The 26,763-nt window shown below is 62.1% G+C and carries 28 protein-coding genes; 12 read left to right on the top strand and 16 right to left on the bottom strand.

Translation table 11 applies throughout. The features are described 5' to 3' along the window. The first annotated feature begins 192 nt into the window (after nt 1–192). Genes IVB22_RS35550 through IVB22_RS41480 form a run of 4 tightly spaced genes read left to right on the top strand, consistent with a single transcriptional unit; the run spans nt 193 to nt 2,504 of the window. Nucleotides 193–1,110, top strand: a complete 918-nt coding sequence (locus tag IVB22_RS35550) for an aldo/keto reductase (protein WP_247521795.1) — start codon at nt 193–195, stop codon at nt 1,108–1,110. After that, entirely contained in the window at nt 1,110–1,793 is a 684-nt protein-coding gene (locus tag IVB22_RS35555) for a DUF6064 family protein (RefSeq protein ID WP_247521796.1), read from the top strand. The genes IVB22_RS35550 and IVB22_RS35555 overlap by 1 nt, the downstream gene beginning before the upstream one ends. Nucleotides 1,794–1,806: 13 nt before the next feature. Further along, nucleotides 1,807–2,325, top strand: a complete 519-nt coding sequence (locus IVB22_RS35560; RefSeq protein ID WP_247521797.1) for a GNAT family N-acetyltransferase — start codon at nt 1,807–1,809, stop codon at nt 2,323–2,325. A gap of 56 nt (nt 2,326–2,381) precedes the next feature. After that, on the top strand, nt 2,382–2,504 hold the full coding sequence (locus tag IVB22_RS41480; protein ID WP_256467503.1) for a hypothetical protein: 123 nt from the start codon (nt 2,382–2,384) through the stop codon (nt 2,502–2,504). Between the two features lie 9 nt (nt 2,505–2,513). Here IVB22_RS41480 and IVB22_RS35565 read toward each other — a convergent pair whose 3' ends face one another. Then, a complete protein-coding gene (locus IVB22_RS35565) occupies nt 2,514–2,891 on the bottom strand; it encodes a hypothetical protein (RefSeq protein WP_247521798.1) in 378 nt (125 codons plus the stop codon). A gap of 184 nt (nt 2,892–3,075) precedes the next feature. On the opposite strand from IVB22_RS35565, the gene IVB22_RS35570 reads away from it, so the two are divergent. Further along, the gene (locus IVB22_RS35570) at nt 3,076–3,387 is read left to right on the top strand and encodes a putative quinol monooxygenase (RefSeq protein WP_247521799.1); all 312 of its coding nucleotides are present in this window, start codon (nt 3,076–3,078) and stop codon (nt 3,385–3,387) included. Between the two features lie 137 nt (nt 3,388–3,524). On the opposite strand, the gene IVB22_RS35575 is transcribed toward IVB22_RS35570, so the two are convergent. Both IVB22_RS35575 and IVB22_RS35580 read right to left on the bottom strand, forming a co-directional pair. Then, nucleotides 3,525–4,841 (bottom strand): carbohydrate porin, encoded by a 1,317-nt coding sequence (locus IVB22_RS35575; protein ID WP_247521800.1) that lies wholly within the window; start codon nt 4,839–4,841, stop codon nt 3,525–3,527. 156 nt (nt 4,842–4,997) lie between these two features. Continuing rightward, nucleotides 4,998–5,492, bottom strand: a complete 495-nt coding sequence (locus tag IVB22_RS35580; RefSeq protein WP_247521801.1) for a Fur family transcriptional regulator — start codon at nt 5,490–5,492, stop codon at nt 4,998–5,000. A gap of 119 nt (nt 5,493–5,611) precedes the next feature. Here IVB22_RS35580 and IVB22_RS35585 point away from each other — a divergent pair, with 119 nt between their 5' ends. From IVB22_RS35585 to IVB22_RS35600, 4 genes are read left to right on the top strand one after another with little or no spacing between them, the layout of a single operon-like run. Next, nucleotides 5,612–6,517, top strand: coding sequence for a metal ABC transporter substrate-binding protein (locus IVB22_RS35585; protein WP_276576935.1), 906 nt, complete (start codon nt 5,612–5,614; stop codon nt 6,515–6,517). A 5-nt stretch (nt 6,518–6,522) separates the two neighbouring features. Next, on the top strand, nt 6,523–7,419 hold the full coding sequence (locus IVB22_RS35590; RefSeq protein ID WP_247521802.1) for a manganese/iron ABC transporter ATP-binding protein: 897 nt from the start codon (nt 6,523–6,525) through the stop codon (nt 7,417–7,419). Nucleotides 7,420–7,454: 35 nt separating this feature from the next. Beyond that, complete coding sequence (locus tag IVB22_RS35595) at nt 7,455–8,276, top strand: metal ABC transporter permease (protein WP_249805616.1); 822 nt, start codon at nt 7,455–7,457, stop codon at nt 8,274–8,276. After that, nucleotides 8,273–9,163, top strand: a complete 891-nt coding sequence (locus IVB22_RS35600) for a metal ABC transporter permease (RefSeq protein ID WP_247521804.1) — start codon at nt 8,273–8,275, stop codon at nt 9,161–9,163. Before IVB22_RS35595 ends, IVB22_RS35600 begins: the two co-directional genes overlap by 4 nt. 9 nt (nt 9,164–9,172) lie before the next feature. Here the strand turns inward: IVB22_RS35600 and IVB22_RS35605 are convergent, their stop codons facing one another. From IVB22_RS35605 to IVB22_RS35650, 10 genes are all read right to left on the bottom strand, one after another. Continuing rightward, nucleotides 9,173–10,831: a methyl-accepting chemotaxis protein gene (locus IVB22_RS35605; RefSeq protein WP_247521805.1), complete on the bottom strand. Its 1,659-nt coding sequence runs from the start codon at nt 10,829–10,831 to the stop codon at nt 9,173–9,175. Between the two features lie 31 nt (nt 10,832–10,862). After that, nucleotides 10,863–11,183 carry a plastocyanin/azurin family copper-binding protein gene (locus IVB22_RS35610; RefSeq protein ID WP_247521806.1) on the bottom strand — a complete coding sequence of 107 codons (321 nt, stop codon included), beginning with the start codon at nt 11,181–11,183 and terminating at the stop codon, nt 10,863–10,865. A 29-nt stretch (nt 11,184–11,212) separates the two neighbouring features. Next, nucleotides 11,213–12,298: a cytochrome-c peroxidase gene (locus IVB22_RS35615; RefSeq protein ID WP_247521807.1), complete on the bottom strand. Its 1,086-nt coding sequence runs from the start codon at nt 12,296–12,298 to the stop codon at nt 11,213–11,215. Nucleotides 12,299–12,522: 224 nt separating this feature from the next. Further along, nucleotides 12,523–13,800, bottom strand: coding sequence for an RNA polymerase sigma factor (locus IVB22_RS35620; protein WP_247521808.1), 1,278 nt, complete (start codon nt 13,798–13,800; stop codon nt 12,523–12,525). 31 nt (nt 13,801–13,831) lie between these two features. Next, nucleotides 13,832–14,230, bottom strand: coding sequence for a YciI family protein (locus IVB22_RS35625; protein WP_247521809.1), 399 nt, complete (start codon nt 14,228–14,230; stop codon nt 13,832–13,834). Between the two features lie 137 nt (nt 14,231–14,367). Continuing rightward, complete coding sequence (locus IVB22_RS35630; protein WP_247521810.1) at nt 14,368–15,069, bottom strand: AprI/Inh family metalloprotease inhibitor; 702 nt, start codon at nt 15,067–15,069, stop codon at nt 14,368–14,370. After that, nucleotides 15,069–16,058 (bottom strand): 2-hydroxyacid dehydrogenase, encoded by a 990-nt coding sequence (locus IVB22_RS35635; protein WP_247521811.1) that lies wholly within the window; start codon nt 16,056–16,058, stop codon nt 15,069–15,071. Before IVB22_RS35635 ends, IVB22_RS35630 begins: the two co-directional genes overlap by 1 nt. Then, the gene (locus IVB22_RS35640; protein WP_247521812.1) at nt 16,058–16,846 is read right to left on the bottom strand and encodes an ABC transporter permease; all 789 of its coding nucleotides are present in this window, start codon (nt 16,844–16,846) and stop codon (nt 16,058–16,060) included. The genes IVB22_RS35635 and IVB22_RS35640 overlap by 1 nt, the downstream gene beginning before the upstream one ends. Continuing rightward, nucleotides 16,843–17,655 (bottom strand): ABC transporter ATP-binding protein, encoded by an 813-nt coding sequence (locus IVB22_RS35645; protein WP_247521813.1) that lies wholly within the window; start codon nt 17,653–17,655, stop codon nt 16,843–16,845. Before IVB22_RS35645 ends, IVB22_RS35640 begins: the two co-directional genes overlap by 4 nt. A 6-nt stretch (nt 17,656–17,661) precedes the next feature. After that, the gene (locus IVB22_RS35650) at nt 17,662–18,681 is read right to left on the bottom strand and encodes an ABC transporter substrate-binding protein (protein ID WP_247521814.1); all 1,020 of its coding nucleotides are present in this window, start codon (nt 18,679–18,681) and stop codon (nt 17,662–17,664) included. Between the two features lie 144 nt (nt 18,682–18,825). On the opposite strand from IVB22_RS35650, the gene IVB22_RS35655 reads away from it, so the two are divergent. The 3 genes from IVB22_RS35655 to IVB22_RS35665 all read left to right on the top strand — a co-directional run bounded on the left by IVB22_RS35655 (nt 18,826) and on the right by IVB22_RS35665 (nt 22,568). Further along, nucleotides 18,826–19,635 (top strand): creatininase family protein, encoded by an 810-nt coding sequence (locus tag IVB22_RS35655; RefSeq protein ID WP_247521815.1) that lies wholly within the window; start codon nt 18,826–18,828, stop codon nt 19,633–19,635. A 153-nt stretch (nt 19,636–19,788) separates the two neighbouring features. Further along, entirely contained in the window at nt 19,789–20,049 is a 261-nt protein-coding gene (locus IVB22_RS35660; protein ID WP_247521816.1) for a hypothetical protein, read from the top strand. A gap of 620 nt (nt 20,050–20,669) precedes the next feature. Continuing rightward, the gene (locus IVB22_RS35665; protein ID WP_247522082.1) at nt 20,670–22,568 is read left to right on the top strand and encodes a carbohydrate porin; all 1,899 of its coding nucleotides are present in this window, start codon (nt 20,670–20,672) and stop codon (nt 22,566–22,568) included. A gap of 11 nt (nt 22,569–22,579) precedes the next feature. On the opposite strand, the gene IVB22_RS35670 is transcribed toward IVB22_RS35665, so the two are convergent. The 3 genes from IVB22_RS35670 to IVB22_RS35680 all read right to left on the bottom strand — a co-directional run bounded on the left by IVB22_RS35670 (nt 22,580) and on the right by IVB22_RS35680 (nt 26,677). After that, nucleotides 22,580–23,887, bottom strand: coding sequence for a hemolysin family protein (locus IVB22_RS35670; RefSeq protein WP_247521817.1), 1,308 nt, complete (start codon nt 23,885–23,887; stop codon nt 22,580–22,582). A gap of 104 nt (nt 23,888–23,991) precedes the next feature. Continuing rightward, entirely contained in the window at nt 23,992–25,623 is a 1,632-nt protein-coding gene (locus IVB22_RS35675) for an FMN-binding glutamate synthase family protein (protein ID WP_247521818.1), read from the bottom strand. 181 nt (nt 25,624–25,804) lie between these two features. After that, complete coding sequence (locus IVB22_RS35680; protein WP_247521819.1) at nt 25,805–26,677, bottom strand: patatin-like phospholipase family protein; 873 nt, start codon at nt 26,675–26,677, stop codon at nt 25,805–25,807. Nucleotides 26,678–26,763: the final 86 nt, after the last annotated feature.

Consider the following 26,763-nt stretch of genomic DNA (forward strand, 5'->3'; position numbering starts at 1 on the left):
TCACGCAGGTTTGAGGGGACTGCAGTTCATCCAGCGGCGTCAGGGTCCATCGTAGATTGAGTACGGTGCGTGACTGCATATTTGATCCAGTGCCTTAATCTGCAATTGTGTATTGCAAAGCTAGCGGCGGCGTTCCGTTACGTTACTCTGCGCCTTTGCGCGAGTTTCCCGGCCGCTGTTATGGAGCATCGGATGCGGACGACACGCCGAACGTTTGTGCAGGCCGCATTGGCGGCGACGGCCGCCGCAGCGCTGCCAATCTCTCTGCGCGCCCAGGAGAGCGCGCCCGCCCGCCGTCCCATACCCTCGACTCGCGAGGAGATACCGATCGTCGGATTAGGGACCTGGATCACCTTCAATGTCGGCGGCGATCCGGTGCTCCGCGACGAATGCGCTGGTGTCATGGCCGCCTTCTTCGAGGCGGGCGGCCGCATGATCGACTCCTCCCCCATGTATGGCTCGTCGCAGCCGGTGATAGGTTACGGCCTTCAAAAACTCGGGCGGCCCTCCGCGCTATTCTCGGCCGAAAAGGTCTGGACGTCCTCGGCAGCGGCAGGTCCGCCGCAGATCGAGCAATCGCGCCGCTTCTGGGGTGTGCCGAAGTTCGATCTCGTTCAGGTTCACAATCTGCTTGCCTGGAAGGCGCATCTGCAGATGCTGTTCCAGATGAAAGCGGCCGGTGCGGTGCGTTACGTTGGAATCACCACGTCCGAAGGCCGCCGTCATGATCTGATCGAACAGATCATGCGGAACGAGCCGATCGATTTCGTGCAGCTCTCCTACAACGTGGTCGATCGCGAGGCGGAGGCGCGGCTGCTGCCGCTGGCGTCGGAGCGCGGCATCGCCGTGATCGTCAACCGGCCGTTCCGGCAAGGCGCGCTGACCGACCGCCTCAAGCGTGAACCACTGCCCGAATGGGCGCGCGAATTCGGCGCTTCAACCTGGGCGCAGCTCATCCTGAAGTTCATCCTCTCTCACCCGGCCGTCACCGTCGCGATTCCGGCGACCTCCCGCGTCGACCACGTGCGTGAAAACCTCTCGGCCGCCGCTGGCCCCATGCCTGATCTCGCCATGCGGCAGCGCATCTCGGCCCATGTGAAGGCTCTTTGATGTCGGAGTGGTGGACCTACCGGGCGGAAGATTTTCTGCTGTTTTCGCAGCGCGTCTACTGGCGCATGTTCGAATTGCACAATGCGGCGCTCTGGCCGCTGCACGTGCTGACGCTCGCTACCGGCCTCATCATCATCCTGCTCATCGCGTGGCGGCCGAGAAGCTCTGCACGCTGGATCGCACTCATCCTCGCGATGCTTTGGATCTTCGTCGGGTGGTCCTTCCTGTGGAATCGCTACGCGACCATCAACTGGGCTGCCGCCTATGCCGCGCCGGCTTTCGTCGTTGAAGGCGTGTTGCTGCTCGTCATCGGATCGTTGCGCGATGGTCTCGCCTTCGAACGGCGCGGACTTGCCGGTTGGACAGGGTATCTCATCCTTGGCTTTGCACTCGCCGGACAGCCATTGCTTGCGCCGCTGCAGGGGCGTGGCTGGGCCACGTCCGAGGCCTTTGGCATCGCGCCGGATCCGACTGTTATCGCGACGCTCGGCGTTCTGCTCCTCGCCCGCGGCAGGCTTTTGCCATTGCTGCTGCCGATCCCTGTTCTCTGGTGCCTCCTGAGCGGCATGACCCTCAGCACGATGGGAGAGCCGCAGGCCTGGGCCCCTTATGCCGCCCTGGCGCTGGCCGCTGCAGGCTGGATCTGGACGATCGTCCGCCGGCGCGGATCGCCGACATCATGAAGGGGAATCGAACGTGAGCGCCGAAGTAGCGATCCGACCGTTCCGGGAGGAAGACGCATCTCAAGTGCGCGAGATTTTCATTGTGGTCAACCGACTGCTATCGCCGCCGCATATGCGCGATGCCTTTGAAGCTTACATCGCTCGTTCGTTGATCGAGGAAATGGACCGGGTCGCCGCTTACTATGGTGAGCGAGGCGGCGGCTTTTGGGTCGCGCTGAGGGAGGAGAAAGTCGTCGGCATGTTCGGCCTTGAACCCGCAGCGATCGATGCCATGGAGCTGCGTCGCATGTATGTCGACCCGTCCGCCCGACGTAGCGGGATCGCGCGGTTGATGCTGCAATTTGCGGAAGCTGAATGCCGTCGGCTTGACATGCGAAGACTTGAATTGAGCACGTCTGAATTGCAGCCGGCTGCGCTCGAACTGTATAGGCGCGCAGGATATCGGTTGCTGAACGAGGCCGTCGCCGACGAGGCGAGCAACAAGACGTTGGGAGGCGGCATTCGTCGATATTACTTCGAACGGATCCTGTAGAAAGCCGGTGCCGCGCGCCTCGGCTGCCATGCCGCGCCAGCGCGACGGTGAGCCGCATGGTCGATGCGATGATCTGCGAGGTGGCGCTGCTGCTGCCGGGTGCGGAGAATCCGAAGAAGCTCCGCGCGCGCGGGCAAAAGATCATCGGCAGTCTGCTCGGCTCGCTTCGTACGGCTTGAGCGCTCCCCTCACGGCTCGATCCACCGCTGCACGGCTTCCGCCGTGTCCGCCGGCGTGGTGTTGAAGCAGATGCGGGTTTGCGGCGCGCCGAGGTGAACCAGATTGATGATCCGTTCGAACAGAAGCAGTCGCTCTCGCGGCTCGCGCAGCCCGGCGCCGATCACCACGCAGTCGTAATGCTTTGCGCCCAGCGCCGCCGCAGCCACCGCTTCGGCCGTGTCGCCGAGGTCGATCAGGCAGCTATCGGCGTCATAGCCCATCGCGCGAAGCTTCTCGATTTGAGCTCCGATGTAGCTCGTCACCAGTTCGGCCGTGAGCCCCGGGAAGGCGCTGAAGTCAACCAAGGAAGGCTCGATGCCGATCGCGAGCACGGTCTTTTTCGCCATGTACCTGCTCCATGCCGGGTGAAACGAACGCCCGGAAAACGCGCGCGGCGCGCCCACAGTTCCGAACCGAATACTGACATCATAGTTCGACTATTGCCGAAGCATCAACGTCAGAAAACCGGGCACAGTGATTTCAGTCACCGGCGCCACAATCGAGCGGTGCCGGGCTTCACAGGAGAGCACCATGACAACCACCAACAGCCCGAACCAGCACCTGATCGTCACCGCATTCTGGGAGGTCAATTCTGGAGAGGAAGGCTCGGTCGCGGCACTTCTGAAAGACTTTCTTCCCCAGGCGCAGCGGGAGCCGGGCGTGAAGGAATTCCAGATTCACCAGAACATCGCCAAGCCGCGGGAATTCTTCTTCTACGAGGTGTTCGCCGGCGAAGCGGCCTTCGCCGAGCACCAGCAGACCGACCACTTCAAGAACATCATCCTCGGCCAGGCGATCCCGAAACTCGCCAAGCGCGAGCGGTCGCAGTTCCACTTCATCTGAATTCAGGCCGGATCGGGCGCGCTGCCGATCGCCTCCGCAGCGCGCCGCTTCAACAATTGCTGTTCGCGCTTGTTGCCGGCGAGCGCCGCTGCCGGGAGTTTTCGTCTCTCACGACATCCGAAAGCGGCGTACTGGACTCAATATGCAATGGTCGTTCGCACGCCGAATATCGCGCCGTTCTTGATCGGCCTCTCCGGCCTGTCGGGATCGGAGATGTGGCCGCCTGGATGAGTCACGTATTGGAATGTGGGCTGTAAGGTCCAGCCGGGCTTGATCTGCGCCTGGTAGCTCAACTCGATCGTCATCTCATAGTCGCGGACCGGCTGCCCATTTCCGGAATGAAAAATCAGGTCGCGATCGAAGGCCCGTGCGTGATTGGAAATGTTTGCATAGATGAAGCTTGCGCCGAACTTGTCATTGGGGCGGCCCGGAATCATGCTGGAGAAGACAATGCCACCATCGAAAAAGAAGTTGATGTGGCTGCTGTCGGAGGGGCTGGCCGAAATCCGGCTGAATATCCCGATGCCGCTATCGGGGCCGCCATTCACCGGACGGTAGATCTGTTGATCGATGACGCCGTAGATGCCGCTGTTGCCGCGGATCCGGCGGGCAATGCCATTGCTCAGGGGGGAGGCAAGCGAGAGTCCGTCCGTGCCGTACCTGTGGTCGTGGAATTCTCCAAAATGATGCCAGCCGCCCAGCCGGTAGATTCCTGCCAGCCCGCTGTCATCTTTTCCCTGATTGTGCCGGTATTGAACCTCACCCATCAGCAACGGAGGATCGTTGATTCTGAAATTGGTCCCGGTGGTGTTGACCGTCCCTTGTTCCCCAGGATCTCCATTGAACACGGCGACGAGAGCGGACCAGTTCTTGTCGGGGTCAAACCTCCAGCGTACGCCCGGTGTAGCGAGGGGATAGGCCGGTCCGCCGCTGGGCAGATTGGCGCCTGTGATCGTGGGCCAATCGCTGCTCAAGAACATCCTGCTGTAGTCGCTGATGAAGAACTCAGCGTCGGCGGCAAGCTGACCGAAGCGAAAGCCAAACCGATCGTCGAACAGCTTTTGCTCGAGCCACAGTTCGGAAAGGCGCGTCGAAGGCACTGCCTCGATGTTGCTGATCGTGATCAGGCTGTTGAAGTGCTCGCCGCGCATTCCGGCTGTTCGATGAATCTGAAAAGCATTGCCGAAGAAGCTCAAGCCCTGCCATCCGGCGAACTTCCCGAAATCGACCGCAGCAAATGCTTCAAGCTTGCCTTGGTACAGGTTGCCACGGCGGATGCCGCCGGACGCATTGCCAAGTGCTTCGCCGGTGTAGACCAACCCGTAGGTTATTCCGTGCTGGGCGAGCCATCTGCGGCTGCCCGTCGGATCGCCGTCGGCCGGCATGCTGGTCGCGATCGACACAGGCGGAATGCCATCGACAATATCCGTTTCCGCCATCGCCGGTTCGGCCATCGCGATTACTGCGAGGACGGAAATATTCAGCCTTAACTTACTCACTGAAAGAGCAATCCTTACTGCTATTGCAACTCAATTGCATCTAAAGAGCGGATACGTGCGGAGGCTTGTGGTGTGGTTCATCCAGGCTGAGTGACTCTGCGGATTGAGCGACTATGGCCTCGGCTGGCGGGAAGGCTTCAAGCGAAGCACCACGTCGATGCCGATGAGGTCGTATCCCTCGGGCGCAGCCGGAACGCCGTGGATCTTGATCGTGCCGCTGGGCACGTCGATCAGGCGATCTTCGTGAGCGACATAGAAGTGATGGTGGTGCGAAACTTGGGTGTCGAAATAAGCGGTCTCTCCATACACCGGCACCCGGTGGATTAATCCGATCTCGCTGAGCCGGCGCAGGCTGCTGTAGATGCAGCACAACGACACACGCGTGCCTTGTCGGGCGAGTTCGTCATGGAGACCGATGGCGGACACATGTCGTCCGCCGGCGGCGAAAAGGTGTTCTGCAACCGCCAGACGCTGTCGGGTGGGTCGCAAAGCGGCCTGAGCGAGCAGGTCGCGTGCCCGCGAACCCCTCGCGATCATCATATCCTTTTGGTCAAGCCCACTGCGCCCCACGAAACCACCCTTGAGAATTTTGCGAATAAGTCGCATTTGCAAAATGTCTGAAGGTTCGCTAGACGTCAAGCTAGTTGCGAATGAATTGCAATTACAGAATGTCGCAGGCCGTTGCGGACAGCAGCGGCGTGCGCGCGACATAGGAGAGCAAGGGAATGTTTGATCGGGGCAGGCGCGCCGTTCTTGCGGCGGTTGCGGGCACTGCGGTGCTTGGGCTGATGACGGGAGCGGCGTTCGCCCAAACCAAATTCAAGGCCGTCACGACTTTCACGGTTATCGCCGACATGGCCCGAAATGTTGCCGGCGACGCGGCAACCGTCGAGTCGATTACCAAGCCCGACGCTGAAATTCATAATTATCAGCCGACGCCCGGTGACATCCTGAAGGCGCAAGAAGCAAATCTCGTGCTCTGGAACGGGCTCAATCTCGAGCTTTGGTTCGAAAGGTTCTTCCAGCGCCTCAAAGGCGTTCCGGGCGCCGTCGTCTCCGAGGGCGTCAAGCCGATGGGAATCGTGGAGGGGCCCTACAAGGGCAAGCCCAATCCGCATGCCTGGATGTCGCCGAATGCGGCGCTCATCTACGTCGATAATATCCGTGACGCTTTCGCAAAGTACGATCCGAAGAACGCCGCGACCTACAAGGCGAATGCCGAGGCGTACAAGCAGAAGATTACTGCGGCGATCGCTCCGATCCAGACAAGACTCTCGGCTATTCCGCCTGAGCGTCGATGGCTGGTATCGAGCGAGGGCGCCTTCAGCTACCTCGCGCGGGACTTCGGCATGAAGGAGCTTTATCTCTGGCCGATCAATGCGGATCAGCAGGGCACGCCGCAGCAGGTCCGAAAGGTGATCGATGCGGTGCGAGCCAACAAGATCTCGGTCGTGTTTTCCGAAAGCACTATTTCGCCGGACCCGGCCAAGCAGGTTGCCCGCGAGACGGGGGCCAAATATGGTGGTGTTCTCTATGTGGACTCGCTCAGCGCCGCCGACGGTAAGGTTCCGACCTATATCGATCTCCTGCGCGTGACGTCCGAGACGATCGCAAACGGCCTCGCACAGTGAGCGCGATGATCGATCCGTTCCTCAATCCCGCGTCCTCGAATACGGGATCCGGCCTCTCCGTCACAAACGCCACCGTCACCTACCGCAACGGTCACACGGCTCTGCGCGATGCGACGTTCAAAATCCCGGCAGGCACGATCACCGCGCTCGTCGGGGTGAACGGCAGCGGCAAATCCACCCTTTTCAAGGCGATCATGGGGTTCGTCGGCCTCGCCAAAGGCGAGATCACGATTCTCGGCCAACCGGTCAATGCCGCATTGAAAAAGAACGTTGTCGCCTATGTGCCCCAGAGCGAGGACATCGACTGGAACTTCCCCGTTCTCGTCGAGGACGTGGTGATGATGGGCCGCTATGGCCACATGAACATGATGCGCCTTGCCAAAGCCGCGGATCATGAAGCAGTCGCAGCAGCGCTTGCCCGCGTCGGCATGAGCGATTTCCGCAAGCGCCAGATCGGCGAACTCTCCGGCGGCCAGAAGAAGCGGGTGTTCCTCGCCCGCGCGCTTGCCCAGGACGGGCGAGTAATCCTGCTCGACGAACCCTTCACGGGTGTCGACGTCAATACCGAAGACGCCATCGTCAAGCTGCTGCGTTCGCTCCGCGATGAAGGACGGGTGATGCTGGTCTCCACGCACAATCTCGGCAGCGTGCCGGAATTCTGCGATCGCACCGTGCTCCTCAACCGCACCGTGCTCGCTTATGGACCCACGGTGGAGATTTTCACCCAGGCGAACCTGGAAAAGACCTTTGGCGGCGTCTTGCGGCATTTCGTGTTGAACGAAAGCGAAGGCGGCAAGCCGCGCGCGTTCGATGTGATCACCGACGACGAGCGGGCGGTGATATTCCAGGACGGCCAGGCGACCAGGCGCAAATCGTCATCGGGCGATGAGGATCGCAGCTAGTGTCCTTGCTGATCGAACCCTTCACTTACGGGTACATGCTCAATGCCATGTGGGTCTCCGCGCTCGTCGGCGGGGTCTGCGCATTCCTCTCCGTCTATCTGATGCTGAAAGGCTGGTCGCTGATCGGCGACGCGCTTTCTCACGCCATCGTGCCCGGTGTCGCCGGCGCCTACATGCTTGGCCTGCCGTTTTCCATCGGCGCTTTCTTCTCGGGCGGCCTCGCGGCAGCGGCCATGCTTTTCCTCAACCAGCGCACCAAGCTGAAGGAAGACGCCATCATCGGCCTGATCTTTTCTTCCTTTTTCGGCCTCGGACTTTTCATGGTGTCGCTTTCGCCGACTTCGGTGAACATCCAGACCATCGTGCTCGGCAACATCCTGGCGATCACCCCGGAAGACACCCTGCAGCTCGCCATCATCGGTTTCGTCTCGTTCGCCGTTCTCATCGTCAAATGGAAGGATCTGATGGTTACCTTCTTCGACGAGACCCACGCGCGCTCGATCGGGCTCAACACGACCGTTCTCAAGATCATGTTCTTCACGCTGTTATCAGCCTCGACGGTTGCGGCGCTGCAGACTGTCGGAGCCTTCCTCGTCATCTGCATGGTGGTGACGCCCGGCGCGACCGCCTATCTCCTGACCGACCGCTTCCCTCGCCTGCTCGTGATCAGTGTTGCGATCGGATCCACGACGAGCTTCGTCGGCGCCTATGCAAGCTATTTCCTGGACGGCGCGACTGGCGGAATCATCGTCGTCTTGCAGACGCTGACCTTCCTCGCGGTCTTCTTCCTCGCCCCCAAACACGGCATGCTGGCGGCCCGCCGCCGCGCGACCCAGGCGCTGGATGCCGGCCCATGACGCTACTCGACACGCTCTTCCAGCCCTTCCAGTTCGAGTTCATGCGCTATGCGCTGATCATCTCGGTGCTGGTCGCGATCCCGACCGCACTTCTCTCCTGTTTCCTCGTCCTCAAGGGTTGGTCGCTGATGGGCGATGCGATCTCGCATGCGGTTTTTCCCGGCGTTGTGATCGCCTACATTGTCGGATTTCCCTATGCGGTTGGCGCGTTCGCAGCCGGCATGATCTGCGCACTGGCGACCGGCTTCCTCGAGGAGAACAGCCGCATCAAGCAGGACACGGTGATGGGGGTCGTGTTCTCGGGCATGTTCGGACTGGGGCTCGTGCTCTACGTCAAGATCCAGAGCGACATACATCTCGATCACATTCTGTTTGGCGACATGCTTGGGGTGGATCTCCGTGACATCGTCGAGACCGGAATTATCGCGACCGTTGCGACCGGCGTCATCGTCGTCAAATGGCGGGACCTCCTCCTGCATGCGTTCGACCCGGCGCAAGCGAGAGCGATCGGACTGCCGGTCAGGCTCCTGCACTACGGATTGTTGGCGGTCCTTTCCCTGACCATCGTCGGCGCACTGAAGGCCGTCGGCATTATCCTCGCCATTGCGATGCTGATTGCACCGGGGGCCATCGCCTTCCTGATGACACGCAAGTTCAGCGTCATGCTGGCGATCGCCGTCATCATCGCGGTGATTGCCTCTTTCCTCGGTGTCTATCTTTCGTTCTTCATCGACAGCGCGCCGGCCCCGACCATCGTGCTGCTGATGACCATCGCCTTCATTGCCGCCTTCGTCTTCGTCACGACCAAGGTCGCAAGGCTGCAGGGCCGTGAAGCAGCTCTGGCCACAGAGTCCAACGACCCCGGAAGCGGTCAGTCCCGAATGTGAAGCCGCCCCTTAAGCCGCCACGTTCGACAGGAATCGATCGACGGAGGCGCGCAGATCGGCGGCCTGATCCGACAGGTCGCGCGCTGTTGCCAGCACGAGGTCGGCGGAACGATTGGTGTTCTCGGTCGCGGTGGCCGTTCCCGCGATGCTTCGGGCGACGCTTTCGGTTCCGGCGGCGGCGTGCCCGATACTCCTCGATATTTCGTTCGCTGCCGCGTTCTGCTGGCTGACGGCGTCGGCAATCGCCGCGGTGAAGCGATCGATCTCATCCATGATCGAAGCGATGGCGCCGACATTGTCGACCGCCTGCTTCGTCGCCGATTGCACTTCGGCAATCTGGGAAGAAATGTCCTCGGTCGCCTTGGCGGTCTGCGTGGCGAGCGCCTTGACTTCCGACGCGACCACGGCAAATCCCCGGCCGGCCTCGCCGGCGCGCGCGGCTTCGATCGTGGCGTTGAGCGCCAGCAAATTGGTCTGACCGGCAATGTTGCGGATGAAGCCCACGACCTCATCGATATGCTGCGTGGAGCTGGCGAGGGCCCGAATCGTATCGTTGGCCGTACCGGCCATTCCGGAGGCGCGCTGCACGATCGTGGTGGCGTCATTGACCTGCGTCTTGATCGCCTGCACGGAATCGCCGAGCTGGCTCGCGGCGGACGCCACGGTCTGAACGTTGGCCGAGGTTTGGCCTGCGGTGGAAGCCGTCTCGACGGATTGCTTGCCGGCGGCGTGCGCAATCGAGGAAAGGGTTTGCGCGGTGTTCGTCAATTCGCCCGTCATCCGGTCGGTATTGGCGAGAGCGGCGGTGAAGGTGGAGCGGAAGGCTTCTATCTCGGCCTCAATGCGCTGCCGCCGATTGACCTGTTGCGCATGGGTCTCGTCCTTCGATGACATCAGCGCGAGATCCTGATCGGCGCGGGCTTTCAGGCTCGCCTGCATGACGGCGAGCGATTTCAACAGACGGCCGAGTTCGTCGCGCCTCCGGACCGCGATATCATCCGCGAAGTTGCCTGCCGCCACGCGTTCTGCAACGCGCACCGCGGCCGAAATCGGCTTGCTGAGCGAATAGGCAAAGGCCATGGCGATAACGAACCCGATCAACACGGTGCCGATGGCGATACCCGACATGGCGGTACGTGCTGATGCGACCGATGCTTCCGCCTCGGTCCGGTAGTCGAAGCCATAGGCCGCCACCAGTTCCACGAGATCGTCGAGCGCCGCGACGGCCTCATCGCCCTGCCGCATCAGCGTGAAGGTCGTGGGGATCTCGGTCAGGCCGCCCGGTACCGGCTTGAGGATCTTCAGTCCGGCGTCCGACCAGCCGCGGAGGCTGGCTTCAGCCTTCTCCCGGGCGGTCTTGACGTTCGCACTCTGGACCCTGTCCCGGACCACGCTGAGATCTTCGGAGATGTTGCGAACCAGCTTTTCAAACCGGGCGACTGCTTCGCGCGTGGTCCCGTCAGTCAGGCTGTGCTGCATGACGAGACGCGCCTCGTTCAAGCCCGCATGCGCTGAGCGCGCGTGGTTGATCCCCATCAGGGGGCCGTCATAGAGACGCACCACCTGATCGCCCGCGGTGGAGATACCTCGAATGCCGTAAAATGCGAGCCCACAGGCGAGCAGGATGACTACGCTGAAGGCACCGAAAATCTTGTAGCGAATCGACATCACAAATCTCCGGCAGCGCCGCCTGGCGCGACTAGTCCGTAACCTTCACCATCATCTTCATCCGCGGATGGATTGCGCAGATCACCTGCACGTCGCCTGCTTCCTTGAAGGTTACATCCGTCGACATGCCGGGCGCCTGCGAGCCGAGATTGAATTCGCTGCCCTTGGTGCCCGACATGATGTTGTGAGGAATGCTGTCGTCGTTCACAAAGGTCAGCGCGCCACCCTTCTTGATGGTGACGCTCTCGGAGGAGAATACCCGGCCCTGCTGATGGATCACCTGGTTGGCGGCGAGCGCGCCAGCCGACAGGCCGGAGAGAATGACGAGAGCGAACAGAATGGTCTTGTGCATGGGATATCCTTGGATCGGTAGGGCTGGGATCAGCGCGGGAGGACCGGCACCGCGGTCGGACTGAGGTTGCTGGACAGGGTTTTCATGAAGGCGACCAGGTCGGATTTTTCCTGGGAAGTGAGTCCGAGCGGCTTCATCAGGTCGGAACGGCTCGGCCGGTCGACGCCACCGTGATCGTAATGTTCAACCACCGCTTCGAGCGTGGCGAGCGATCCATCGTGCATGTAGGGACTTCGGCGCGCAATTTCGCGCAAGCCAGGCGTCTTGAAGGCGTGTTGCATCTTGACCACGCCCGGCACGAACTCACCGCGACCAATATCCTTGCTCGGCAGCCCGATGTCCTGGAATCCGTCATTGGTGAAGTTCCAGCCTTCGTGGCAGGCGGAACAGAGCGCCTTGCCGTTGAACACGGCGAAGCCCCGCTTGGCTTCCTCGGAAATCGCCTTTTCATTTCCCTCGATCCATGCATCGAAGGGCGCACGCTCGGAGACCACGGTGCGTTCGTAGGTCGCGATGGCCTTGGCCAAAGTCTTGGCACTCATGTCTTCGCCGGGAAAGGCCGCGGCGAACAGCTGCTTGTATTCGCCGATCGAGGCGAGCCGTCCCATCAGTTGCTCGAGCGGCATGTTCATCTCGCCGGCGGCCTGGATCGGACCGAGCGCCTGCTCTTCGAGGGTAGCCAGCCGGCCGTCCCACATGAAGATCTCACCCCACGCCGCGTTGACGATGGTCGGCGAGTGCCGGCCGAGCTTCGCCATGCCGTGGCCGACGCCCACCGCCAGACCATCGCCCCAGCCGAAGCCCGGGCTATGGCAGCTCGCGCAGGACTGCGCCATGGAGACCGAAAGCCGCGTATCGAAATAGAGCTTCTTGCCGAGCGCAGCCTTTTCCGGCGTGTAGGGATTCTCCTTCGGGAACGGGATCGTTGCCGGCCGCTTGTACTGCGTCTTCATCGCATCGATGCCGGGCGCAGCCTTCGGGCCGAGGTCGATGCGGCGGGTTTCGCCGACGATGACCGCGCCGAGGCCGATGCTGGCAAACCCGAGCGCGCCAAAACCGGCCGCAGCAATGGCCGTTGCGAGCAGGGTTGATCGACGAGAGAAGAATCCCGACATGCCGCGTCCTCGAATGATGGTGCCAATGGCCGCTTGGAAAAATGCGGCACGAGGGCGAATACGGAAATTCCGCAAGTGTTGGCGTTACGATAATTGCCAATGGTTAATCACTGTGTTCGGAATGGGCACTCGAGATTCCGTAGTTCTACGAATCGCAAAAACACGGCTTTTTGCAGCGAATTTGGCAATCATGGCGTGCGCAAGATGCGCCGCTCATTCAGAAATCAGCGCACGATTTCGCTGCGCCGGGCCGCATCGGCAACGCGCCGTTGCAACAACTCATGTTCGCGCTTGTTGCGCGCTAATCGTGCTGCGGCCTCGAATGCGGCGCGCGCCTCTGCGAATCGGGCGAGCTTGAAAAGCAGATCGCCGCGCACGCTTTCCAGCAAATGATAGCTTTTCAGTGCGGGCTCGCCTGCCAGTCCGTCCACAATCGCGAGCGCGGCCGCCGGTCCCTCGGCCATGCCGATCGCCACCGCGCGGTTGAGCTCGATGATCGGCGAGCGCACCAGCGCCGTCAACTCGGCATAGAGTGTAGCGATACGCGGCCAATCGGTTTCGCCGGCAGCGCCGGCCCGGGCGTGACAGGCGACAATTGCCGCCTGCAGCGCATAGAAACCACGTGCACCGCCGAGCTCATGCGCTCGCGTCAGCGCGAGCAAGCCGCGGCGGATCTGAAGCCGGTCCCACAGCATCCGGTTCTGGTCCATCAGCAAAATCGGATCGCCGGCCACATCCGTGCGCGCCGCGGTGCGCGAGGCGTTCAGCTCCATCAGCGCGAGCAGGCCGTGGGCTTCGGCTTCCTGCGGCGCGACCAGTGTCAGCACCCGGCCCATGCGCAGCGCATCGTTACAGAGCTGCGGCCGCAGCCATTCGTCGCCGCGGGCGGCCGTGTAGCCCTCGTTGAAGATGAGATAGACGACCTCCAGCACCGAGGCGAGCCGTTCCGAAAGCTCCTCGCCGCGCGGCGTTTCATAGGCGAGCCCGGATTCCGACAGCGTCCGCTTCGCGCGCACGATGCGCTGGGCAATGGTTGCTTCCGGTTGAAGAAAGGCGCGCGCAATCTCTTCCGTCGTCAGGCCGCAGATCATCCTGAGTGCGAGAGTGGCGCGGGCCTCGCGCGACAGCCGCGGATGGCAGGCGGTGAAGATCAGCCGCAGCAGTTCGTCGCCGATATCATCGTCCAGCCCGGCGTCCGGATCTGGCATCGCCTGCTGCTCCTGCTCCAGGTCGCGTATCAGCATCTCGTGCTTGAGAGCGAGCATGCGGCGGCGGCGCAGGTCGTCGAGCGCGCGTCGTTTGGCGGTTGCCATCAGCCATGCGCCGGGCTTGTCCGGCACGCCGGTGGCAGGCCAATGTTCGAGCGCCGCCACCAGGGCTTCCTGCGTCAGGTCTTCGGCCAGCGTCACATCGCGCAACATCCGGGACAGGCCGGTGATCAGGCGCGGCTGCTCGATGCGCCAGACCGCCAGAATGGTGCGATGGATGTCGGCGGCCGTCATCGCCGCCGACCGGGCTTGTCGAACATCCGCATCAGGCGTGAGCGCGTATGCCGACCTCGCATGCGCCATCCACGCCCGGTGTCGCAAGCACGCGAACTTCGCAGGTGCCTTCCCAGCCCGGCATGTGCTCGAGGTGCAACTGCATGAACTCCTTCGCGGCGGCCACAGCCTCTTCCATGTCCCGGAGCTCGAAGATCGCGTAGCCGCCGATCAGCTCCTTGGTCTCGACGAATGGCCCATCGATCACACCGAGCTTGCTGTTCGTTATCCTGACCTGTGCACCGGCCATGGCAATCGGCATCAGGCCGCCGGTATCGAGCATGCGGCCGGCCTTGATCTCGCGGTCGGCCAGCTTGCCCATCGCCTCCATCAGGGCCGGCGACGGACCTGTATCGGGCTGAGGCGAGGTAACGATATACATGAAGCGCATTGCGGAACTCCCGTTAGGGCGAGTTGCGGCGGTGATCGCCCGCAAAACTGGCTCGCTATGGGAGACGACGAACGGGATGGCGCCGGATCGACAGGGGTCCAAGAAATATTCCGAACCCTGGTTGTGGGTTCCGGGACCTATTGTCCCCGGATCATGATCAGGGGATCGGCGGTATCGGGCACCCGCCGCCACTGCGCATTGTCGTCGGCCTCGAATTGCCAGGTCTGGCCGGCGGCCGACATCAGAATCATCTGCCCGCGTTCGAGCCGCCACTGGTTCGGCGCGAAGGCCGCAACCGCTGGATCGCATTTCGGCTTCAAAAACACCTGGAAATTATCGCCGGTGGCCTCGGTATTGGTCAGTGTCAGGCCGCAGATCGTCTGGCCGTTGCCGCGAACCATCGACCAGTCGCCGATCATCTGGTCCATCGATTTGGCGAGCGAGCGGGCGGCGGCGAGGTTCTGCAGGATGTAGACGCCCTCGCCGGTCCGCAAGCCTTCGAAGATGCCGCTTTCGACTTCGGTGAGGTCGATCACCGGCTGGCCGGTCGCATCCTGCAGCCGCACGATATCCAGCCCCTTGATATTCCAGGCCGTGATTTCCTTCGTAAACGGCAACGCCTTCACGCAACCGGGCTCGAGCTCGAGCTTGAACCCCTGCGGTGTCGTATCGCCCTTCAGCGTGACGACGCAGGTCTTGCTGCGCTCGGTAGTGGCAAGCTCCCACTGCCCGATCATGTCCTTCTTCAGGGTCGAGGCATCCTGCGCCGCCACCTGCGGCGCAAGCGCGAGCAGCGCCGTCAGCGCTGCCACCGTAATGCCCGAACGCCCAGACGACATCAGCGTCCCTTCACCGGGGTTTCCGGAACGGGCGTCAGCGGCGCCTTGCCGGCAAACCAATTTTTCAGATTGTCAACGACAAGCTGATCCATGGCGTTGCGCGTTACCACCGAAGCTGAGCCGATATGTGGCAGCAGCACGACATTTTGCATGGCCTTCAGCTCGTCCGGCACGTTCGGCTCGTTGGCGAAGACGTCGAGCCCGGCCGCGAGAATGGTGCCGGATTTCAGCGCCGCCACCAGCGCCGGCTCGTCGACCACGGAGCCGCGCGCGACGTTGATCAGCACACCACGGGGACCCAGCGCCTTCAGCACATCGGCGTTGATCATCTTTGCGGTCGAGGCGCCGCCCGGCACGATCACGATCAGCGTATCCACCGCCTTCGCCATTTCCATCAGGTCAGGATAGTGCTTGTAGGACACGGCCGAAGACGGATTGCGCGAGTGATAGGACACCGGCACGAGCGAGGCTTCGAGCCGGCGTCCGATCGCCTGTCCGATGCGGCCCATGCCGACGATCCCGATCTTGCGGTCGCGCAGCGAGCCGACGCTCAAGGGATAGTTCTGTGCCTGCCACAGGCCGGAGCGCAGGTAGCGATCGGCCTTGACGAACTCGCGCAAGGTCGAAATCAGAAGCCCCATCGCGACGTCGGCGACTTCTTCCGTCAGCACGTCGGGCGTGTTGGTGACGACGATGTCGTGCTCGCGCGCATAGGCGGAATCGACGTGGTCGTAGCCGACGCCGAAGCTTGCGATGATTTCGAGCTTCGGGAACTGCGACAGCGCCTTCGCATCGGCCGGCACCATATGATAGGTCACCGCCATGCCGCGGATCTTCGCTATCGTATCGGGCGTCAACCGCTCGAGGTCGGCGCGGCTCTCCGCCATATGCAGGACGAACTGATCCGGAAAGCCGTTCTCCAGGATCGGCCTGATCGGCCCGTAGATCAGGAGGTCGATCTTTTCGGAGGAAGTATTCGCGGCAGCCATCAATTTTCCTTTCCAAGCGCGCTCTCATGCCAGCGCCGTAGTACCAGATGCGAAACTAGCGCCAGCAGCCCATAGATGACAATCCCGGCGACGGACAGCAACAGCAACGCCGCGAACATTCGGGGAATGTTGAGGCGATAACCGGATTCGGCGATCCGGAAGGCAAGTCCGGACCCGGCGCCCGCGGTGCCTGCCGCGATTTCGGCAACCACCGCGCCGATCAACGACAGGCCGCCCGCGATCCGCAGGCCGCCGAGAATATACGGCAGCGCCGCCGGCAATTTCAGGTACCGCAGCGTCTGCAGCCGTGACGCGCCGTAGAGCTGAAACAGCCCGGCCAGATTGCGGTCCACCGAATTCAGCCCGAGCGTGGTGTTGGACAGGACCGGAAAGAAACCGACGATCCAGGCGCAGACGATGACCGCGGTCTGCTGCGGCAGATAGATCAGCAATAACGGCGCAATTGCGATTACCGGCGTGACCTGCAGGATGACCGCATAGGGAAACAACGAATATTCCAGCCATTTCGACTGATTGAACAGCAGCGCCAGCGCGACGCCGCCGATGGCCGCGGCGATAAAGCCTTCCAGCGTGGTGAGCAAGGTGACGCCGAGCGATTCCGACAGCACCGGCCAGTCGCTGACGAGCGTCTGAAACACGACATAAGGGCTCGGCAACACGTAAGGCTGGATGTCGTTGACGCGCACCACGAGTTCCCACAGCGCCAGGCCCGCCGCCAGCACAACGACTGGCAGCAGCATCCGGCCAATATTCTGGAAGGAGCTCATGCGCTGCGCTGCCCGGAATAGGAAGGCGCGAGCGCGCTGGAGACCTCGCGGCAATAGGCGGCATATTCGGCCGAGGTGCGAAACTCCTCCCCGCGCGGCTCCACGGTGTCGATATGAAACTCGCTGGCAAGGCGGCCCGGCCGCGCCGTCATCACGGTCACCCGCTGCGACAGGTAGACCGACTCGAACACCGAATGGGTGACGAAGATGACGGTCTTGTGCAGCCTGCGCCACAGATCAAGCAGATCGTTGTTGAGCCGAAAGCGCGTGATCTCGTCGAGCGCCGCGAACGGCTCGTCCAGCAGCAGAATATCCGGGTCGGTGACGAGCGCACGCGCCAGCGAAACCCGCATCTTCATGCCGCCGGACAATTCACGGGGGTATGCATCGGCAAATTCGGAAAGGCCGACCTGCGCCAGCGCCCCCTCGATGCGGCTGTCGGCATCAGCCGCCGGCGCATGCGAAAGTTTCAGCGGCAGACGAACGTTTTCACGCACGCTTGCCCACGGCATCAACGTCGGCTCCTGAAACACGAAGCCGATGGGATGCCGCCCATCCTTCCTGTTTGCGTGATGGGAAACGTTCACCGTGCCCGCACTCGGCGCGCTGAGCCCCGCGATCAACCGCAGCGCGGTCGATTTTCCGCAGCCGGAAGGCCCGAGCAACGAGACGAACTCGCCTTTTGCAACATCGAGATCGAGCGGCCCGAGCGCGGTCACGCCGTTATCATAGGTCTTGATAACGGCGCGCAGACGCACTGCAAGGCCCGCCGAATCGATATCCGTCTCGGACAAAGCGGGCTCGGCCATCTCGTGTCAGTTCTTCGGCCGCAGATCGACGCCGACGCCCTTGTTGACGAAGCGCAGCGTGTAGGCCTGGCGGTAGTCGATATCGTGGCGAACCACGCCGGCCCGGACCATCTTGTCGAAGAAGCTCGCCACCCGCGCGTCGGTCATGGCGCCGATGCCGTCGCGCAAGGTATCGCCGGAATCGACGATGCCGTATTCCTTCATCTTGGCGACGGAATAGCTGAGCAGTTCGTCGGTCATTTCCGGGTTCATCTTCTTGATCATCGCATTGCCGGCCGAATTGTCGCCGTAGAGATAATTGTACCAGCCAATGGCGGAAGCATCGACGAAGCGCTGCACGAGGTCGGGCTTCTTGTCGACGATCTCGCGGCGGGTCTCGATCAGCGTCGAATAGGCGTTGAAACCGTGATCGGCGAGCAGGATCACGCCGGGTTTGAAGCCCGCCGCCTTCTCGACGGCGTAGGGCTCGGACGTGACATAGCCCTGCATCGCGCTCTGCTTGTTGACGATAAAGGGCTGCGAATTGAAGGTGTAGGGCTTTACCTTGCTCTCGCTGAATCCGTATTCGGACTTCAGCCACTGGAAGTAGCTCGCGACGCCTTCCTTGGACACGAATAGCGTGAGCGGCTTGAGATCTTCGAGCTTGGTGGATTTGGCTTCCGGATGGGTCAGGAAAACCTGAGGATCCTTCTGGAAGATGGCAGCGACGGCGACCACCGGCACGTTGTTGGTGACCGCATCGAAGGATTGCAACGTGTTCGCGGTCATGAAGAAGTCGATTTTGCCGGCGGTCAGCAGGATGCGATTGTTGGTGTTGGGACCGCCCGGCACGATGGTGACGTCGAGGCCGTATTTCTTGTAGGTGCCGTCGGCAACCGCCTGGAAGAAGCCGCCATGTTCGGCCTCCGCCACCCAGTTGGTTCCAAACGACACCTTGTCGAGGGTCTGCGCGCGCGCCGGCATCAGTGCCGCAGCCAGCACCAGAAGACCCGCGGTTAACGCTCGCGTCAAAATGGCCGGGTTCATGGTTGGACTCCGTCGATCGTTCTGGCCCATGATGGGAGGCAATGGACGTGGATATCGTTCCACCGGTTTATCCAGGAATTGGATCAATTCCCGGAATATCTAACAAGCTACCCCGCAAATTCATTCAAAGAAACGCTTCGCTCGATGACCTCAACCGTTCCGCCCCGCGACTGGACCGACATCCACTGGCCGGATATCGCCAGGGCGGACGCCGCGCGCTGGATCGCGGTGCTGCCGCTGGCGGCGACCGAGCAGCACGGCCCGCATCTGCCGCTGGAAACCGACGTCCTGATCGGCGAGGCCTATCTGGCGCGGGTGCGCGAGCTGCTGCCTGTCGCGCTTCCCGTCACGTTTCTGCCGCTGCAGCCGGTCGGCATTTCCACCGAACATATCGATTACCCGGGAACGCTGACGCTGCCGACCGTTGTCGCATTGAAGGAGTGGATGGCGATCGGCGAGAGTGTCGCACGATCGGGCATCCGCAAGCTCGTGATCGTGACGAGCCATGGCGGCAACAGCGCGGCGATGTCGCTGGTGGCGCAGGATCTGCGCGCGCATCACGGGCTTCTCGTGGTCACCACGAGCTGGTCGCGCTTTGGTGCGCCGGACGGACTGTTTTCCGCGGAAGAGCTGCGTCACGGCATTCATGGCGGCGCGGTCGAGACTTCGATCATGATGGCGCGCTATCCGCACGCCGTGCGGACAGAAGCGATCGCGGATTTTCATCCCGCCAGCGTCGCGATGGAGAAAAAATTTCGTTGGCTCTCGGCGCATCGGCCGGTCCCCTTCGCGTGGCAGACGCAGGACCTGCATGAAAGCGGCGCGGTCGGCGACGCCACCAAAGCCTCCGCGGAGAAGGGCGAACAACTGCTCGATCACGGCGCACGCGCGTTCTGCGAATTGCTCGACGACGTCGACAAATTCGATCCGGAATTGTTTCTTCGTAAAGTATAGAATCGAGGATTTATTCTCGCAACCATCTGAAATATCTAAGAAATAAACGACGAAACCATATTTCCAGCCACAGCCTCGAACCGCTTTCGAGGAGCCTCCGTCCAACTGGGCATGCGGACCACAATGGCCGCCTAACACAGGATGGAGACTTCCATGTCGATCAAGACCAAGTTCGCCGCTCTCGCTCTCGCTACCCTTGCCGTTACCGGTACGATCGCTTCCACCACCCAGGCGCAAGCCAAGCCGCTGCACTGGGGTGTCGGAGCCGGCCTCGTTGGCGCAGCCATCGTCGGCACCGCGATCGCAGCTTCTGGCCCCGGCTACTACTACGACGGCTATCGCCGCTGCGGCTGGGTTCGCCAGTTCGACGCCTTCGGCAATTATATCGGCCGCGTCCGGACCTGCTCCTACTGATTTTTCTTCGGCTGACTTGGTCTCTGTTTGAGAAGCGACTTCTTCAAGCAAGCCATTTCAAGACCCGAAAACGCTTCTCGTGGATTTGCGTCCGGCACGGGCGCCTCATCCACCCCGTGCTGAACCCGACCCGCCCGGTTGTCCCCCCGGGCGGGTCACCCTTTTGGAGGATGTAGGCCGGCCGCTAGCGCCCGGCCCGTCGCGATGTGTCAGCGATGTCTCCGAACACCCGTCAGCGATCTGTCCGAACGGTAGCGGCAGGGGCGATGACGTGTTGCAAGCACGTCACGCAACCGTGCCATCCAAGTGCTGCCGCCGGCTCCCCTTCTGGCTATTGCGAATTACTTGCAATAAGGATCGAGGCGTAAATGTCGGAATGATCTCGATCTGGGCGCTGATCGGGGAACCGTAGGGAATCCGATTCGGGGGCGGCGGGGTTGATGACTTCAATTGTTGAGTGGCGGCAGGCATTCGAATCTGCAGTGATGGCAAGCAGCGACAGCATGGGTCGCGCCGGGAATGTCCGCACTGTGAACCGCAACCGCCGATCCCTGGACTATGCGCTGGCCGGCGCCGCGTTCGGCGCGCTGACGCTCGGCAGCCCGGCAATTGCGGCCGACATGCCGCTGAAAGCGCCCTATCTTCGCCCGGCGTTCGACTGGAGCGGCTTCTACATCGGCGGCCACACCGGCTACGGCCGCGGCTCCTCGAGCGCGGTACTCTCCGATCCGCTGGCGGTTTCGACCAACAGCGTCTTCAGCGGCGTGATCGGCGGCGTCCAGGGCGGCTACAATGTTCAATTGCCCTCCGGCTTGGTGCTCGGCGTCGAAGCCGACCTGACCTTTCCGAACTATTTCACCTCGAACTCGATCGTATCGACGCTTACCGGCATACGCTCCGAAGTGGTCGAGAAACTGGACTACGTCGGCACCGCGCGAGGCCGCATCGGCTACGCAAGCGGACAGTGGCTCTTCTACGCCACCGGCGGTTTCGCCTGGGCCGGCGAGCGCTTCATCAATACGCCTGACGTCGGCACTGACCAGAAACACATCAACGTCCGCCCCGGCTGGGCCGCTGGCGCCGGCATGGAATACGCCTTCGCGCCGCACTGGACCGTCAGGCTCGAATATCTCTACAGCCAGTTCGATCGCGCCAACAATCGCTTCCCCTCCGGTACGGAACACAGCTCGACGCTCGACTTCCAGCAGGTGCGCATCGGCCTCAACCGCAAGGTCGACTGGCCGGGGTCAAAAACCTGGACGCCGAAGTCCGACCTGACCGATCCCGAATCCGACCGCTGGGAGATCCATGGACAGAGCACGTATCTGGGACAGGGCTATCCGGCATTCCGCGCACCCTATACTGGCACCAACAGCCTGACGCCCGCCAGACAGGCGCAGGCCACCTGGAGCAACAGCCTCTATCTGAACGCCCGGCTCTGGGAAGGCGGCGAGGTCTACTACAACCCCGAACTGCTGCAGGGCTTTGGCCTGAGCGACACCGTCGGTCTCGCCGGATTTTCCAGCGGCGAGGCCCAGAAGTCCAACTTCCCCTACCCGCACTACAACACCTCGCGGCTGTATGTGCGCCAGACTTTCGGATTTGGCGGCGAGCAGGAAGAGCTTGCCAGCGGACAGCAGCAGCTTGCGGGCAAGGTCGACGTCAACAGGCTGACGCTTCAGGCCGGAAAATTCTCGGTCGGCGACGTCTTCGACGGCAATTCCTACGCCAAGGATACCCGCAGGGATTTCATGAACTGGTCGATCTGGGCCCCCGGCGCGTTCGATTATGCCGCCGACAGGCTCGGGCTGACCTACGGCATGACCGCCGAACTCAACCAGAAGAACTGGGCACTGCGCGGCGGCTATTTCCTGATGGGCGCGGTATCCAACTCCAACAATTTCGACACGCAGGTATTCCGCCGCGGCCAGTATGTGGCTGAACTGGAGACGCGATACTCGATATTTTCCCGTCCGGGCAAGCTGCGCACCATCGGCTGGTTGAGCAGCGCCAATTCCGGCAGCTATCGCGAGACGCTGGATAATCCCGCGCTCAATCTCGACATTGCGCTGACGCGCACGGGCCGCCCCAAATACGGCTATGTCATCAACGTCGAACAGTCGGTCACCGATGATATCGGCCTGTTCGGCCGCTGGAGCTGGAACAACGGCAAGACCGAGATCATGTCGTTCACCGACATCGATGCCTCATTGTCGCTCGGCACCTCGATCAAGGGCACCAAATGGGGGCGGCCGGACGACACGATCGGCATCGCCGGCGCCATCAACGCGCTGTCACGCGATCATCGCGACTTCCTCGCCGCCGGCGGGCTCGGGCCACTGATCGGCGATGGGCAGCTCAATTACCGCAAGGAACGCATCCTCGAAACCTATTACGCCTATGCCCTCACCAGGCAGATCACGCTGACGGCGGACTACCAGTTCGTCACCAACCCGGCGTTCAATGCCGACCGCGGCCCGGTCCATGTGTTCTCCGGAAGGCTGCACGGCGAGTTTTAAACCCTCTCGCGTCACGCTTCTCCGCCAAGAGAAGCCTCGCCAGTCCTGACGGCCAGCAGCTTGTCGATGCGTCGGCCATCGAGATCGACGATCTCGAAGCGCCAACCGTCCACCTCGATATGGTCGCCGACGTCAGGTATCCGGCCGAAATGGCTGAGCAGGAAGCCGGCAACCGTCTCGTAGTCGTGGGACACCGGCACCTCGAACCGGAGCAGCGAAGCAAACTCAACGGCGGACATCCAACCTGAGATCAAATACGAACCGTCGTCGCGTCTGACGGCTGCCGCTTCCGGCTGCCCCTCCTCCGTGTGAAAGCCGCCGACGATCGATTCCAGGATGTCTGCGCTGGTCACCACGCCCTGGAACACGCCATATTCGTCGTGGACCAGCCCCATATGGACGGTGGAGTCGCGCAGGATGGCGACGACATCCCTCGCATCGAGAAATTCCGGAATGACCGGCGCCGGACGGACCAGCTTGCCGATATCAGGCGTCTGCCCCGACAGATAGCAATCCAGAATGTCCTTGGCCTTGACGATTCCGACCGCGGCATCGCCAGCCTGATCGAAGACGACAAAACGGGAATGGCTGCTGGCAGCCAGCGCAGAGCGGATGGCTTGCAGGGTGTCGGTCAGGTTGATCATGCTCACTTCGCGGCGCGGTGTCATGACGGCACCGACGGGAAGATCGCCGAGGCGCATGACGCCCGCGATCATTTCCTTTTCACCGGGCTCGAGCACGCCCGCATTCTCGGCTTCGACGACCAGGGTGCGGATTTCATCCTCGCTGACTTTTTCGTCGGCCGCGCCGCGATGCCCCAACAGCCACAACAGCGCCTTGCCGGACCGGTCGAGCAGCCAAACGACGGGCAACGAGATCTTCGCAAGCAGCGTCATGTAAGGCGCCACGCGAATCGCCACCGATTCCGGATCGCGCAGGGCAATTTGCTTGGGCACCAATTCGCCGATGATGAGCGACGCGTAAGTAATAACCGTCACCACGGTGCCGACGCCAATGACGTCAGCCAGACCTTGCGACCATCCGGCTTCGACCAGCATGCTCGTCAGTCGCAGACCGAGAGTGGCGCCGGAAAATGCCCCGGACAGCACGCCGATCAGCGTAATACCGATCTGCACCGTCGAGAGAAATTTGCCCGGATCGGACGCCAGAGCCAGCGCGCGGCGGGAACCTTTGACGTTCTTTTCAACTAGCGCCACCAGTCGCGCCGGCCGCGAAGAGACGATGGCCAGCTCTGACATTGCGAGCAAGCCGTTGATGACAATCAGGACCGCAACGACCCCGAGATCGAGGTAGATCATTATCTCATTTTCTTGTGGGTATCGGTTCCCACCACGGAAGCAAATCTGTTACCAGAAATCCCATCCGGATGAGGTCAAAAGAGCGTGCGGATGCCGCAGAGAATTTATCCCACCGGCTGGAACGAATCCGTGCGCGCCATCGCCCAGGCGTCGCGGAAGCGCTGATCCTGGGTGCCTTCGATCAACTCGCCCGGCCGCAGCGACGGGTAGAGCTTCGCAAATGACATTACCTCGGTGCTCGACGTTCGCTTCGAGAAGTGGATCGGCCGCAGTTGCCGCGGGTGGTCGAGGCCGGCGGCGGCGAGAAGCTCGGACAGCGCGTGCAGGGTGGCATGATGGTACATGTAGACCCGCTCGGTCTTGAGCGGCACCACCAGCGCTCGGGCGCGCAAGGGATCCTGCGTGCTCACACCGGTCGGACAGCGATCGGTGTGGCAGCTCAAGGACTGGATGCAGCCGAGAGCGAACATGAATCCGCGCGCGGAATTACACCAGTCGGCGCCGATCGCCATGGCGCGGGCCATGTCGAAGGCGGTCGCGATCTTGCCGGCGGCGCCGATCCTGATGCGGTCGCGCGCATTGATGCCGATCAGCGCGTTATGGACGAAACTGACGCCCTCACGCATCGGCATACCCAGATGATCCATGAACTCCAACGGAGCCGCGCCGGTGCCGCCCTCATTGCCGTCGACAACGATGAAGTCAGGATAAATGCCAGTCTCCAGCATCGCCTTGCAGATCGCCAGGAATTCCCAGGGGTGGCCGATACACATCTTGAACCCTGTGGGCTTGCCGCCCGACAGCCTGCGCATCTCGCCGATAAACGCCATCATCTGCAGCGGCGTCGAAAACGCGCGGTGGGTGGCCGGCGAGATGCAATCCTCGCCCATCGCGACGCCCCGGATTTTGGAGATCTCCTCCGACACCTTGGCTGCCGGCAGCACGCCGCCATGTCCGGGCTTGGCGCCCTGGCTGATCTTGAGTTCGACCATCTTGATCTGGTCGGCGGCCGCGACGCGGGCGAATTCTTCCGGGTTGAACGAACCATCGCGGTTGCGGCAGCCGAAATAGCCAGAGCCGATCTCCCAGATGAGGTCGCCGCCGTTTTCACGGTGATAGGGACTGACACCGCCCTCGCCGGTATCATGCGCGAAACCGCCCTTCTTGGCGCCTATGTTCAGCGCCCGTACGGCCTGGGGACTGAGCGCGCCAAAACTCATCGCCGAGATGTTGAAGACCGATGCCGAATACGGCTTGGTGCAATCGGGGCCGCCGATCGTGACGCGGAATTCCGCGCCGCTACGGGTCTTCGGCGCCACCGAATGGTGCATCCATTCGTAACCCTCGCGATAGACATCTTCCTGGGTGCCGAACGGCCGCTTGTCGAGCTGCATCTTGGCGCGCTGATAGACCAGAGCGCGGGTGTCGCGGGAGAACGGCATGCCGTCCTTTTCGCTCTCGAAGAAGTACTGCCGTATCTCCGGGCGAATTTCCTCGAGCAGGAAACGAATATGCGCCGATATCGGATAGTTGCGCAAAACCGCGTGGTTCTTTTGCAGGAGATCGCGAATGCCGACAAATGTGAGGGCGCCGAAAATCACGATCGGGATCAGCAGAATTTCCCACACCTTGAGATTATGGTCGAAAATCCCGATGCCGATCAGCAATGCCGTGACAACGGCGCAGACCGTCAAAATGATGTAGCGTGGCGAGAACGGAAGCAGCAGCGTTTCCATGGAATCCCTCAGCCGTATTGTCGCGTCGCCAGCGCCAGCTTAGTCCAACCGACGGAACGAGCGCTACACGATATACCGAGCGATGCTCGCGGAAGTGACGTCGGGCTCGAAAAAATAGTTGGCGGCTTAAATAAATCTGTCGCCTTTCGCAGTGCAGCGTAACGACCCGGCGCCCAGCCACTCAGTGGCTGTGCAACCGCATCTCGTGCGGAATCTTGCCCTGCTGCAGGCCGTGCTGGGTCAACCATGCGTCGGTGGAGAGAATGGCGCGATCGATATGATCGGCGGTTCGCGAGAAATCGTAGGGTGAACCCACCAGCGGGCATAGCGGCGGCACCACGAAATACTCGATATCGGGCCCAAGCGCTTCGAGCTCGTTGACCAGTTGCCGCGCAATCAGGAGCGTGAGCGCGTGCAGCGCGTTGGCGACCGCCCCGACCGGTGGCGCCTGGTTCGCGCAGGCGTGCCCGGTTGGCAGGATGATCAGGCGCCGGGCGCCCTTGTTCACCGCGACCTGTATCGGCGTGTTGCTGGAGATCGCGCCGTCGGCGAGATAATAGTCCTTGTAGCGGATCGGCGAGAATGCGCCCGGGATCGCGGTGGACGCAACGATCGCCTCCGCCGTGGAGCCTTCCGACAGCACCACGCTGTCGCCGGAGACGATGTCGGTGGTGACGATGTGCACCGGCAGCTTCGCCTCTTCCAGATTGCGATAGGGGATGTGATCCTCGATCAGCTTTCGGATGCCGTCATGGGAGATCAGGAAATCGCGGTGCCACAGGAAGCTCAGCACCGTCCGCCAGCTCATCGGAAAGACGTCGTGCCGCTGCAATCCGCGCCAGATGGCCGCGAGCCGCTGCACGCCATCGAGCGTGGGATCGCCGGCATAGAATGCGCCGTTCAGGGCGCCAACGCTGCAGCCGACCACCATGTCCGCGGCGACACCGTGAGCGGCGAGCGAATGCAGCATGCCCACCTGGATGGCCCCGAAGCTGCCGCCGCCCGCAAACACAAAGGCGGTCTTTGCCGGGCCGATCTCATCGCGTACCGACACGCACACACTCCCTCATCGTCGCGACGGTGATAGACCGCGCGACGTTGGGAGGCGTTTATAGCAGTGGGAGAGTGGGGAGAGCCAAC

The organism is Bradyrhizobium sp. 190, from assembly GCF_023073415.1.
GTDB lineage: Bacteria > Pseudomonadota > Alphaproteobacteria > Rhizobiales > Xanthobacteraceae > Bradyrhizobium.